This is a genomic window from Streptomyces akebiae, from assembly GCF_019599145.1.
GTDB lineage: Bacteria > Actinomycetota > Actinomycetes > Streptomycetales > Streptomycetaceae > Streptomyces > Streptomyces akebiae.
Window position 1 is genome coordinate 223,663 of record NZ_CP080648.1, and the last position, 11,667, is coordinate 235,329.

Sequence of the window (11,667 nt, forward strand, 5' to 3'; positions counted from 1 at the left end):
TCCGGCCGACCCCGCCGGGAGCGCCCGGAAGTGCCCGGAAGTGCCCGTTCCATGGAGGAACCCCGATGACCATTCAACCCCTGGCCCGCGCGATCGGGGTCTCCCGGCGCTACGGCGAGACGACGGCCGTGGACGGTATATCCCTCGACATACCGGCCGGACAGCTGATCGGCCTGCTCGGCCCCAACGGCGCCGGCAAGAGCACCCTCATCAACCTCTTCACCGGCCTGCGCAAACCCACGCAGGGCAGGGTCGAGCTGTTCGGCCGCGATCCCCGGCACGTGGAGGCCCGCCGCCGGATGGGCATGACCCCGCAGGAGACCGGCCTGCCCGAGACCCTCAAGGCCACCGAGGTGATGGACTTCGTGGCGGCGCACTTCACGCGCTCCGCCGACACGAGGGAACTGCAGGAGCGGTTCGGCATCACCGAGTTCGCCGGCCGCCAGGTCGGCGGCCTCTCCGGTGGCCAGAAGCGCCGCCTGGCCATCGCGCTCGCCTTCGTCGGCGAACCCGACCTGGTGTTCCTGGACGAGCCGACCACCGGCCTGGACGTCGAGGCCCGCCGCACGCTGTGGGACGGCATCCGCGCCTTCCACCAGGGCGGCGGCACGGTGGTGCTGACCAGCCACTACCTCGACGAGGTGGAGGAACTCGCCGAACGCGTCGTGATCATCGACCAGGGCCGCTGCGTCGCCGACGACAGCGTCGCGTCGCTGCGCCGGGTGAGCGGCCTGCGCCGGGTCACCGTGCGGATGGCCGAGGTACCCGACCTGCCTGGCCTCGTCGCCGTCGAGCGGGAGGGCGACCGGGTGCACCTGATCTCCCAGGACTCCGACCAGATGGTGCGCGACCTGGTCGCCTCCGGCGCGCCCTTCGACGAACTCGACGTCAGCGCCGGGTCCCTCGAGGACGCGTTCCTCGCACTGCTCGGCCGCAACCGGGACAAGGCCCCGGAAGCCGGCGAAACCACGGCCGTCGCGGAGGCGATCGCACGATGAACACCACCCTCGCCTATGTGAAGTTCGAGATCCTGGAGGCCGTCCGCATCCCCGCGGTCTTCTTCGGACTGCTCTTCATGCCCGCCGGCGGCATGTTCGTGTTCGTCGTCCCGACGCTGGGCTCCGACCCCGGGACGGCGACCATGGGCACGGCCTCCATGTGCCTCTTCGCGGTACTCATCATTTGCTCCGCGCAGTACGGCATGGGCATCGCCGACGCCCGGATGAAGCCCTGGGGAGGGTACGTCCGCACGCTGCCCGGCGGACCCGTACCCCGCATGGTCTCCATGGTGACGTTGAGCCTGCTGATGACCCTGCTCGGCGCGATCCCGCTGATCCTGGTCGCCGCCCTCGGCACCGAGGCCAGTGTCTCCCCGGGCCGGCTCGTGCTCGGACTGCTGGCCCTGATGCTCGCGGTGGTGCCCTTCGCGCTCTTCATGCTGGCCATCGGGTACGCCGTCAACCCCTACCTGGTGGCCATGCTGACCAGCATCACCCCGCTGGTCCTGGTCGTCCTCGGCGGACTGCTCGCCGACCCGTACGCGACGGACGGCTTCATCGCCACGATCGCTCCGTACACCCCGGTCCGGGGCGCGGCGGAACTGGTGTGGGCGGCGGTGAGCGACTACACCCCGCAGCCCGCCTCGCTGATCGCGCAGGGCGTCTGGACCGTCGTCCTCGCGCTCGTCGCCTTCCGTGCCTACCGCGCCGACGAGGGCCGCCGCTTCCGCTGAGCACCCGCCACCGCACCCCCCAGCCCCCCACCTGCCGCACCGCGCCACGCGCGCGGCGCGCATCCGTCGTCCGCCCAACCGTGAGGTCTGCCGTGCCCGAAGCCCCGTCCGCCACCGCGCGCGACGCCGCCGTCACCGGCTCCATGTCCGTCCGCCCCCTGAGAGTGGAAGGCGCCTACGCCTTCACCCCGAAGGTCTTCCCCGACAGCCGGGGCGCCTTCCTCTCGCCGTACCAGGAGCCGGCGTTCACCGCCGCCCTCGGCCACCCGCTCTTCCCCGTCGCCCAGACCAACCACAGCGTCTCCGCCCGCGACGTGGTACGCGGCGTCCACTACACGCTCACGCCGCCCGGCGCGGCGAAGTACGTCTACTGCGCGCGTGGCAGCGCCATCGACATAGTGGTGGACGTCCGTGTCGGCTCGCCCACCTTCGGCGCCTGGGACTCGGTGCTGCTCGACCAGACCGACCACCGCGCCGTGTACTTCCCGCTCGGCCTCGGCCACGCCTTCATCTCGCTCGAGGACGACACGGTCATGTCGTACATGGTCTCCAGCAGCTACGTCCCCGAGCACGAACTGGCCCTCACGGTCCTGGACCCCGCGCTCGGCCTGCCGCTGCCGGACCGTGACCGGATGGTCCTCTCCGACCGCGACTCGGTCGCCCCCACCCTGGCCGAGGCGGCGGAGGCCGGGACACTCCCGGTGTACGAGCAGTGCCGGCAGATCGAGAAGGCGATGTACGCGTGACGGCCCGCCCCGGCGGCGACGACCGTCCCCTGGTCGTGGTGCTCGGCGCGTCCGGCTTCATCGGCTCGCCCCTCACCCGCGCCCTGGCCGCCAGACCCGGCCGGCTGAGGCTGGTGGCCCGCCGCGAGACCCCCGTCCCGGACGGGGCGGTCGCCGAGATCGAGGTGCGCACGGCCGACCTCGCCGCCCCGGGCGCGATCGCCGAGGCCGTCGAGGGGGCCGACGCCGTCTTCCACCTGGTCGCGGCCACCGAGGCGGGCTGGCGGGTCGCCGAGGACGACGTCGCCGCCGAGCGGTTGAACGTCGGCCTGGTACGCGACCTCGCCGCGGCGCTCGCCGCCGGGCGCCAGGGGGAGCGGCGCCCCGTGGTGATCTTCCCCAGCACGACCACCCACCTCGGCGCCGGCCCCGGCGGGGCGGTCGACCCGGGCGACGTGAAGAGCCCGTACGTACGGCAGAAACTGCTCGCCGAGAACGTGCTCGCGCACGCCACCGCCGAGGGCGTACTGCGCGGCGTCTCGCTCTGCCTGCCCACGGTCTTCGGCCACGGCCCCGCCACCACCGCCCCCGACCGCGGCGTGGTCGCCGCCATGACCCGCCGCGCCCTGGCCGGCGAGCCGCTCACCGTCTGGGGCGACGGCTCGGTCCGCCGCGACCTGGTCCACGTCGACGACGTGGTGGAGGCCCTGCTGGCCGCCCACGACCACGCCGACCGGCTCTCGGGCCGCTACTGGGAGATCGGCACCGGCACCGGCGTCACGCTGCTCTCCCTCTTCACCGGCGTCGCCGAGGCCGTCGCCGCGCACACCGGAAGCCCGTCCGTCCCCGTCGTGACCGTGCCCCCGCCCGACCACTCCGACCCGGCCGACAGCGAGGACGTGGTGGTCGACCCGGGGCCCTTCCACACGGTCACGGGCTGGAGCGCGCGGGTGGAGCTGAAGGACGCGCTGCGACGCACCGCCGCCGCGCTGGCGCCCGCCGCCGGGCACTGGGGTGGAGGAGGCCAGGTGTAGGGGGGGTAGGGGGTGTTCGGCGGGCACGCCCAGTCCCTATGTTCCTGCCGAGTACACCATCTCGGCAGCGAACCAGGCCCGTTCCCGGCAACGGTCCCGTCTGGAGGACGGCAATGCGCATTCTCTTCGCGGCACATGCGGAGAAGACGCACTTTTTCAGCATGGTGCCCCTCGCGTGGGCGCTGCGCACGGCGGGCCACGAGGTCAGGGTCGCCACCCAGCCGGAGATGGCGGAGACCGTCACCAGGACCGGGCTGACGGCGGTGCCGCTCGGCGGCGACCACCGGTGGAAGCAGGTCATGGAGGCCAGCCAGGACGAAGGCTGGGGGGCCCGCGTCGCCGAAGCCGTCACGCGCTCGGCGGACCTGGGCCACGAGGAGCTCTTCCGCTTCTTCGACGAGACCACCTCCCGGTACTTCCGCACCGTCAACAACGACGAGTTCACGGACGCGCTGGTCGACTACGCCCGCTGGTGGCAGCCCGACCTGATCGTGTGGGAGCAGTTCACCTGGGCGGGAGCCGTCGCCGCCCAGGTCACCGGCGCGGCGCACGCCCGCATGCTGTGGGGGGCGGACGTCGTCACCCGCTCCCGCAACGACTTCCTGGACCGCCTCGCGGAGCTCCCCGAGGACCAGCGCACGGACCCGCTGCGCGACTGGCTCACCGAGTCGCTCGCCAGGTACGGCGCCGCCTACGACGAGACCGTCGCCAACGGGCAGTGGACGATCGACGTCAGCCCGCCCGGCCACCGCATCGACAACGGCCTGCCGGTGGTCGGTGTGCGCTACATCCCCTACAACGGGCAGGCGGAGCTGCCCGAATGGCTCGCCGCCGAGCCGCCCAAGCCCCGCGTCGCCGTCACCGCCGGCATCTCCGTACGCGGCTACTTCGGCTTCGACATGTTCAGCATCGGCGCCCTCCAGGCCTTCGCCGACCTCGACATCGAGCTGATCGCCACGCTGCTGCCGGTCCCAGGGGAATCGGCGGACATGGCACCGGACAACGCCACCGTCCTGGACTTCGTGCCCATGCAGGGCCTGCTGCCGACCTGTTCGGCCGTGATCCACATCGGCGGAGCGGGCGTGCAGTCCACCGCCGCCTACTACGGCGTCCCGCAGCTGATCCTGCCCGGCTTCTGGGACACGGTCGTACGCGCCGAACTCGTCGAGCGGTCCGGCGCGGGCATCTCGCTGCCGCCGGGCCAGGTCACGCCCGAGGGCGTGCGCGAGTCCCTCGTACGACTCCTCGAGGACCCGTCGTTCCGCACGGGCGCCGAGGCGCTGCGCAAGGACCTGCTGTCCGCGCCCTCGCCCAACGAAGTCGTCCCGGTCCTCGAGGACCTCACCGCCCGCCACAAGAGCGCAGTCTGAGCAGTCCGAGGGGACCACAGCCGTGTACGGTGCAGAATTCGCCGAGATCTACGACCTGATCCACCAGGGCCGGGGCAAGGACTACGCCCTCGAGGCGCAGTTTGTCGCCGGCCTCGCCCGCGAGAAGGCCCCGGCCGCCACCTCGCTGCTGGACGTGGCCTGCGCCACGGGCTCGCACCTGGGCGCCTTCGCCGAGATGTTCGAGACAGTCGCGGGCGTGGAGCTGTCCGCGCCCATGGTCGAGGTGGCCCGTCGCAAACTGGGGGACACCGTCCACCAGGGCGACATGCGCGACTTCGACCTCGGGACCCGTTTCTCCGTCGTCACCTGCATGTTCGGCTCCATCGGCCACGCCATGACGGAGCCCGAACTCGTCGCCGCACTGCGCCGGTTCGAGGCGCACCTCGAGGACGGCGGCGTGATCGTCGTCGACCCGTGGTGGTTCGACGACACCTTCACCCCGGGCCATGTGGCGGGCGACGTGTGCACCGTGGACGGGCTCACCATGGCCCGCGTCTCGCACGCCACCCGCCAGGACGACAAGTCCCGGATGGAGGTCCACTACACCGTGGCGGGCCCGGACGCCGGCATCAGCCACTTCGTCGAGACCTACCTGGCACGCCTCTACACCCGGGAGCAGTACGAGAAGGCCTTCGCCGAGGCCGGCCTGACCGCCGAGTACCTGCCCGGGGTGCAGAACGGCCGTGGACTGTTCCTCGCCGTACGCGCCTGACCGGGCCGCCCGACATGACACAGGTGACCGAGCAGGCACCCGCCACGCGGTTCGCCGAGTCGGCACGGGCCGTCGACGGCGTCCGTACGGACACGGCGGCCTTCGACGCCTGGCTCGCCGACTGCCGCGACCGCTTCCACACCACCGTCGAACTCCGCCCGCTGGACGCGCTGCAGGGCTGGTCGGTGGACCCGCACACCGGGGACGTCGGACATTCCAGCGGCAGGTTCTTCGCCGTACGCGGCCTCGACGTGCAGGTGCCGGGCGCCGCCGTGGAACGCTGGCAGCAGCCCATCATCAGCCAGCCCGAGGCCGGCATCCTCGGCATCCTCGTCAAGGAGTTCGACGGGGTGCCGCACTGCCTGATGCAGGCCAAGGCGGAGCCCGGCAACATCAACGGCATCCAGCTCTCGCCGACCGTCCAGGCGACCCGGAGCAACTACAGCGGCGTGCACCGCGGCAAAGCCGTCCCCTACCTCGAGTACTTCCGCGACACCGCATCCCACCGGGTGCTCGCCGACGTCCTCCAGTCGGAGCAGGGCGCCTGGTTCCACCGCAAACGCAACCGCAACCTGATCGTCGAGACCACCGGTCCTGTCGAACTCCTCGACGGCTTCTGCTGGCTGACCCTGGGACAGCTCCACGAACTGCTGCGCCAGGACGACCTGGTCAACATGGACACCCGTACGGTGCTGTCCTGCTTCCCCGCCGCCCCCACGGCCGCCGAGTGCGCACCGTCGTACGGAGAACTCCTGCGCTGGATCACCGAGGAGCGCACCCGCCGCGAACGCCACGTCCGCGAGATCCCGCTGAACTCCGTCACCGGATGGCAGCTCCGCGACGGCCGCGTCACCCACCGGGACGGCCTCTTCTTCGACGTAGTCGGAGTCTCGGTGGAGGCGGCCGGCCGCGAGGTCGGCCGCTGGGACCAGCCGCTGCTGGCCCCGCGCGGCACCGGACTGGTTGCGCTGCTGGTCCGCGAGATCGACGGAATACCGCACGCGCTGCTGCACGCCCGGGTCGAAGCCGGCCACCTCGACGTCCTCGAACTCGCACCCACGGTGCAGTGCACCCCGCAGACCTACGCGCACCTGCCCCCCGAGGCCCGCCCCCGCTTCCTCGACACCGTGCTGACCGCGCCGGAGCAGAACGTCCTCTTCAGCGCCGTCCACTCCGAGGAAGGCGGACGCTTCCTGCACGCCCGCAACCGCTACGTGATCGTCGAGGCCGACCCCGGCCTCTCCCTCGCGGACTGCCCCGACTACCGCTGGACGGCGCTCCACGACACGGCCGCGCTGCTCCGCCACAGCCACTACCTCAACATCCAGGTCCGCTCCATCCTCGCCTGTCTACACGGCCTGGCCGGCCGGGAGGGAAAAGAGAAGTCATGACCCTGCGCGTATGGGACTACCTCGACGAGTACGAAGCGGAGCGCGAGGACATCCTCGACGCGGTGGATCAGGTCTTCCGCTCCGGACAACTGGTCCTCGGACCCTCCACGACCGGCTTCGAGAAGGAGTTCGCCGCCTACCACGGGCTGGCGCACGGCGTCGGCGTGGACAACGGCACCAACGCCCTCGTCCTCGCCCTGCGCGCCCTGGGCGTCGGACCGGGCGACGAGGTCATCACCGTCTCCAACACCGCGGCCCCCACGGTCATCGCCATCGACCAGGTCGGCGCCACGCCCGTCTTCGTGGACGTTCGCGAGAGCGACTACCTGATGGACACCGCGCAGGCCGAGGCCGCGGTCACCCCGCGCACCCGCTGCCTGCTCCCCGTCCACCTCTACGGCCAGTGCGTCGACCTCGCCCCGCTGGAGAAGCTCGCCGCCCGCCACGACCTGGCGCTCCTGGAGGACTGCGCCCAGTCCCACGGAGCCCGGCAGCACGGCCGCCTGGCCGGCACCACCGGCAAGGCCGCGGCGTTCTCCTTCTACCCGACGAAGGTCCTCGGCGCCTACGGTGACGCCGGCGCGGTCGTCACCGACGACGCGGCCACCGACGCCGCACTGCGCCGGTACCGCTACTACGGCATGGAGCGGCGCTACTACGTCGAGCAGACCCCGGGCCACAACTCCCGCCTGGACGAGGTGCACGCCGAGATCCTGCGCCGCAAGCTGCGCCGGCTCGACGGCTACGTCGAGGCCCGGCGCCGCGTCGCGGACCGCTACGCCGAGGCGCTCGCGGACACCGACCTCGTCCTGCCGGAGGTGGTCTCCGGCAACGACCACGTCTACTACCTCTACGTCGTGAGGCACCCGCGCCGCGACGCCATCATCGAGGCGCTGCGCCCCCACGGCGTCGAGCTCAACATCAGCTACCCGTGGCCGGTGCACACGATGACCGGCTTCGCCCACCTCGGGCAGCCCGAGGGTTCGCTGCCGGTCACCGAGGCACTGGCCGGCGAGATCTTCTCCCTGCCGATGTACGCCTCGCTCTCCGAGGAACGACAGGACCAGGTGATCGCCGCACTGCGCGAGGTGCTGCGCACGCTCTGACGCCGGACCCACCGGTGCGGGAGCTCAGTGCGTGAGACGCAGCGGCAGCTCCAGCAGGCCGTGCAGGTTGAAGTGCTTGTTGACCGGCAGGTCCTCCCGCACCAGCTCGATCTTCCCGTACCGCTCCAGCAGATGGGAGAAGACGGTCGCGGCCTCCAGCCGCCCCAGCACCGCTCCCAGACAGAAGTGCGGACCCGCACTGAACGCCAGCGTCTTCGGCTCGGTGCGGGCCAGGTCCAGCCGGTCCGGGTCGGGATAGCGTTCCGGGTCCCGCCCGGCCGCGTCCAGCAGCCCCATGACGTGAGCCCCCTTCGGTATCGTCTTCCCGCCGATCTCCAGGTCGGCGGTGGCGATCCGGGTGGCCAGCGTGACCGGCGGGTCGAAACGGGACAGCTCGTCCACGGCCGTCGGCATCAGCGAAGGGTCCGCCCGCAGCGCCTCCAGCGCCTCCGGCTGCTTCAGCAGAGCCAGCATGCCGTTGCCGATGAGATTCACGGTGGTCTCATGACCGGCGTTGAAGATGAGCAGGATGTTGGCGACGATCTCGTCCTCGGTGAGCTGGTCGCCGTCCTCCGCCTGCATCAGCACCGACAGCAGGTCGTGCTCGGGGTCGGCGCCGCGCCGGGACGCCATCAGGTCCAGCAGATACCTGCGGAACTCGGGCTCGGCCTTGTTCATGGCGATCCGCCGACTGGGCGAGACGTCCGGGTCCAGGACGTAACCCACCTTGTCCGTCCAGTCCCGGCAGCGCGCACGGTCCTCGACGGGGATGCCGAGCAGCTCCCCCACCACCGCGACCGGCATCGGCAGCGCCAGGTCGCGGATCAGGTCCACCTCGCCGTCGCCCATGGCGTCCAGCAGGCCGTCCACGATCTCCGTGATGCGCGGCCGCAGCCGGTCGATGAAGCGTGGCGTGAACACCCGCGCGATCAGCTTGCGCAGCCGCCGGTGGTCCGCTCCGTCCTGGAGCAGCAGCCACTTGTCCACGCTGCGCATCACGGGGCAGGTCGGCCCGCCCCGCGTCATCGCCCAGCCCGGCTCCTTGGGAAAGGCGCTCGAAGAGTGCGGGGAGCGCAGCAGCGCGGACACGTCGTCGTAGCGAGTGAGCACCCAGTAGCCCAGCGGCGTACGGTGCACCGGATCCGTCTCCCGCAGCCGCCGGTAGTACCCGAACCGGTCGGCGGCCAGGGCGGGGTCGTTCAGGTCGTACAGCGCGCTCATGCCTTCGCTCCCTGTGCGTCGGTGGACTGCCGGCTCAGCTCTGGGCGAGCGCGGTGCGGATCACGTCCAGCACCCGCGCGCTGTGGTCGAGCAGGAAGAAGTGCCCACCGGGCAGCACCTCCATGGCGAAGGAGCCGGTGGTGTGCCGCGCCCAGGCCTCGACCTCGGGGATGTGCGCCTTCGGGTCGGCGTCGCCGATCAGCGCGGTGACCGGGCAGCTCAGCGGCTCGCCCTGCTTCCACTCGTACGTCTCGGCGGCACGGTAGTCGTTACGGACGGAGGGGAGCGCCATCCGCATGATCTCCTCGTCCTGCAGCAGTCGGCTGTCCGTACCGGCCAGCGCGCGCACCTCGGCGAGCAGGCCGTCGTCGTCGCGCTGGTGCACGGTCTCGTGGCGCGTCGCCGAGGGCGCGCGGCGGCCGGAGACGAAGACGTGGGCCGCGGGCCGGTCGGTCTCCATCAGCTGGGCCAGCTCGAAGGCGACGGTGGCACCCATGCTGTGCCCCAGCAGCGCCGTCGGCCTGTCGTCCAGCTGACCGAGCACCTCGTGGATGCGCAGGGCGAGTTCGGGAAGGTTGTCGATGCACGGCTCGTGACGGCGGTCCTGGCGGCCCGGGTACTGGATCGCGACGACATCCACCTGTGGGGACAGCGCCTTCGCCACCGGGAGCCAGAAGCTCGCCGAGCCGCCGGCATGCGGCAGGCACACGAGCCGGATCGGCGCGGCCGGGGCGGGCGCGTAGGCGCGGACCCAGGTCGAGGTGGTGTCGTGAGTCGTCATGTGGTCGTCCACTTCTCGCGTGCGGAAAGGCTGCCGTGATGCCAGCACCTCGCGGGCGCGCGGACAAGGGGAAGCCGGGGGAACAGGGGCAGCCGGCGCCGGATGTCAGGGGGCGGCCGGCCCCGGTGCGCCCGCGGGCCCCAGGACTGGGGTTCCGGCGCGCCAGTAGGGGGTGTCCAGGCCGTGGGGCGGTGAGTAGCGTCCCGCTCCGCATGAGTGTCATCAATGAGGCAGATCCGAATCGGGCCGGCACACGCGTGCGCCGGCACCGGGTGAGGGGGCGACCGTGTCACAACCGCTGTACGAGCTGGGCGATCCCCCGCCGCTGGGCGTGATTCCTGAGCAGATGTACGCGAACGTGATCCGGCAGGACCGCTTCGGGCCGCCCGTCAAGGCGATGCAGACCGAGGTCATGCCCGTGCCCCGGCCCGGGCGCGGCGAGGTCCTGGTCTACGTCATGGCCGCGGGCATCAACTACAACAACGTGTGGGCCTCCCTCGGGGAGCCCATCGACGTGATCGCCATGCGGCAGAAACTGCACGGCGCCACCGAGGACTTCCACATCGGCGGCACCGACGCCTCCGGCGTGGTCTGGGCCGTGGGCGAGGGCGTGACGCAGTTCAAGGTGGGCGACGAGGTCGTCACCTCCGGCGCGATCTGGGACGAGACCGCGGAGGACATCCGGATGGGTGTCGACCCCCTCGCGGCGAAGTCCCTGACCGCGTGGGGCTACGAGTCCAACTACGGCTCCTTCGCCCAGTTCACGCGCGTCAAGGAACAGCAGTGCCACCCGAAGCCCGCGAACCTGTCCTGGGAACGGGCGGGCAGCTTCCTGGTGTCCGGCGCGACGGCGTACCGCCAACTGACCAACTGGGCGCCGCACGACGTGCGGCCCGGAGACCCGGTGCTGATCTGGGGCGGCTCGGGCGGCATCGGTTCGGCCGCCATCCAGGTCACGAACCTGCGCGGCGGCATCCCGATCGCCGTCGTCTCCAGCGAGGAGCGCGCGAAGTACGCCCTCGACCTCGGCGCCAAGGGGGTGATCGACCGCACCGAGTTCCACCACTGGGGGCGGCTGCCCGACCTCGACGACAAGGCCGCGGCGAAGGCGTGGACCGCCGAGGTCCGCCGCTTCGGCGCGAAGTTCTGGGAGGTGCTCGGCGAGCGTCGCAACCCGCGGATCGTCGTGGAACACCCCGGCGAGGAGACCCTGCCGACCTCGATGTTCGTGTGCGACAACGGGGGCATGGTCGTCATCTGCGGTGGCACCAGCGGGTACAACGGCGACCTGGACCTGCGCTACCTCTGGATGCGCAGCAAGCGGCTGCAGGGCTCGCACGGCTCGAACACCCGCGAGAACCGGGCCGTCATCCGGCTCATGTCCGAGGGCCGCCTCGACCCGTGCATCACCTGGTGCGGCACCTTCGAGGACATCGCCGAGGGCCACCAGAAGCTCTACGAGAACCGGCAGGGCACCGGCAACTTCGCCGTCCTCGTCAACGCCACGTCACACGGGCTGACCACGCTGTCTGGGGTCGGCTAGGGGTTGCCGGGTACGGATCACCGCTTCCTAC

At 71.5% G+C, this 11,667-nt stretch carries 11 protein-coding genes; 9 read left to right on the plus strand and 2 right to left on the minus strand.

The window, feature by feature from the left end; translation table 11 throughout:
• Positions 1-65: 65 nt before the first annotated feature.
• The 8 genes from K1J60_RS45120 (at position 66) to K1J60_RS45155 (ending at position 8,091) form a co-directional block, all read left to right on the plus strand.
• Positions 66-998 carry an ABC transporter ATP-binding protein gene (locus K1J60_RS45120; protein ID WP_220652067.1) on the plus strand — a complete coding sequence of 311 codons (933 nt, stop codon included), beginning with the start codon at positions 66-68 and terminating at the stop codon, positions 996-998.
• Positions 995-1,732 (plus strand): ABC transporter permease, encoded by a 738-nt coding sequence (locus K1J60_RS45125; protein ID WP_220652068.1) that lies wholly within the window; start codon positions 995-997, stop codon positions 1,730-1,732. Before K1J60_RS45120 ends, K1J60_RS45125 begins: the two co-directional genes overlap by 4 nt.
• A gap of 143 nt (positions 1,733-1,875) precedes the next feature.
• On the plus strand, positions 1,876-2,478 hold the full coding sequence (locus tag K1J60_RS45130) for a dTDP-4-dehydrorhamnose 3,5-epimerase family protein (protein ID WP_220652093.1): 603 nt from the start codon (positions 1,876-1,878) through the stop codon (positions 2,476-2,478).
• Entirely contained in the window at positions 2,475-3,491 is a 1,017-nt protein-coding gene (locus K1J60_RS45135) for an NAD-dependent epimerase/dehydratase family protein (RefSeq protein WP_259408408.1), read from the plus strand. Before K1J60_RS45130 ends, K1J60_RS45135 begins: the two co-directional genes overlap by 4 nt.
• A 113-nt stretch (positions 3,492-3,604) precedes the next feature.
• Entirely contained in the window at positions 3,605-4,861 is a 1,257-nt protein-coding gene (locus K1J60_RS45140) for an activator-dependent family glycosyltransferase (protein WP_220652069.1), read from the plus strand.
• A gap of 22 nt (positions 4,862-4,883) precedes the next feature.
• Positions 4,884-5,594, plus strand: coding sequence for a class I SAM-dependent DNA methyltransferase (locus tag K1J60_RS45145; protein ID WP_220652070.1), 711 nt, complete (start codon positions 4,884-4,886; stop codon positions 5,592-5,594).
• A 14-nt stretch (positions 5,595-5,608) separates the two neighbouring features.
• Positions 5,609-6,985, plus strand: coding sequence for an NDP-hexose 2,3-dehydratase family protein (locus tag K1J60_RS45150; protein WP_220652071.1), 1,377 nt, complete (start codon positions 5,609-5,611; stop codon positions 6,983-6,985).
• Positions 6,982-8,091 carry a DegT/DnrJ/EryC1/StrS family aminotransferase gene (locus K1J60_RS45155; protein ID WP_220652072.1) on the plus strand — a complete coding sequence of 370 codons (1,110 nt, stop codon included), beginning with the start codon at positions 6,982-6,984 and terminating at the stop codon, positions 8,089-8,091. Before K1J60_RS45150 ends, K1J60_RS45155 begins: the two co-directional genes overlap by 4 nt.
• Before the next feature lie 24 nt (positions 8,092-8,115).
• Here K1J60_RS45155 and K1J60_RS45160 read toward each other — a convergent pair whose 3' ends face one another.
• Together K1J60_RS45160 and K1J60_RS45165 are read right to left on the minus strand one after the other, a co-directional pair.
• Complete coding sequence (locus tag K1J60_RS45160) at positions 8,116-9,312, minus strand: cytochrome P450 (RefSeq protein ID WP_220652073.1); 1,197 nt, start codon at positions 9,310-9,312, stop codon at positions 8,116-8,118.
• Between the two features lie 34 nt (positions 9,313-9,346).
• Entirely contained in the window at positions 9,347-10,093 is a 747-nt protein-coding gene (locus K1J60_RS45165) for a thioesterase II family protein (protein ID WP_220652074.1), read from the minus strand.
• A gap of 286 nt (positions 10,094-10,379) precedes the next feature.
• Between K1J60_RS45165 and ccrA the strand changes: the two genes are divergently transcribed.
• A complete protein-coding gene (gene ccrA / locus K1J60_RS45170) occupies positions 10,380-11,636 on the plus strand; it encodes a crotonyl-CoA carboxylase/reductase (RefSeq protein ID WP_220652075.1) in 1,257 nt (418 codons plus the stop codon).
• The last annotated feature ends 31 nt before the right edge of the window (positions 11,637-11,667 follow it).

What these genes read in the sequence shown, in the direction of transcription:
- K1J60_RS45125 (WP_220652068.1), top strand. Translation starts at nt 995, where the DNA reads ATGAACACCACCCTCGCCTATGTGAAGTTCGAGATCCTGGAGGCCGTC.
- K1J60_RS45165 (WP_220652074.1), bottom strand. Translation starts at nt 10,093, where the DNA reads ATGACGACTCACGACACCACCTCGACCTGGGTCCGCGCCTACGCGCCC.
- K1J60_RS45155 (WP_220652072.1), top strand. Translation starts at nt 6,982, where the DNA reads ATGACCCTGCGCGTATGGGACTACCTCGACGAGTACGAAGCGGAGCGC.
- K1J60_RS45130 (WP_220652093.1), top strand. Translation starts at nt 1,876, where the DNA reads ATGTCCGTCCGCCCCCTGAGAGTGGAAGGCGCCTACGCCTTCACCCCG.
- K1J60_RS45160 (WP_220652073.1), bottom strand. Translation starts at nt 9,312, where the DNA reads ATGAGCGCGCTGTACGACCTGAACGACCCCGCCCTGGCCGCCGACCGG.
- K1J60_RS45150 (WP_220652071.1), top strand. Translation starts at nt 5,609, where the DNA reads ATGACACAGGTGACCGAGCAGGCACCCGCCACGCGGTTCGCCGAGTCG.
- K1J60_RS45140 (WP_220652069.1), top strand. Translation starts at nt 3,605, where the DNA reads ATGCGCATTCTCTTCGCGGCACATGCGGAGAAGACGCACTTTTTCAGC.
- K1J60_RS45120 (WP_220652067.1), top strand. Translation starts at nt 66, where the DNA reads ATGACCATTCAACCCCTGGCCCGCGCGATCGGGGTCTCCCGGCGCTAC.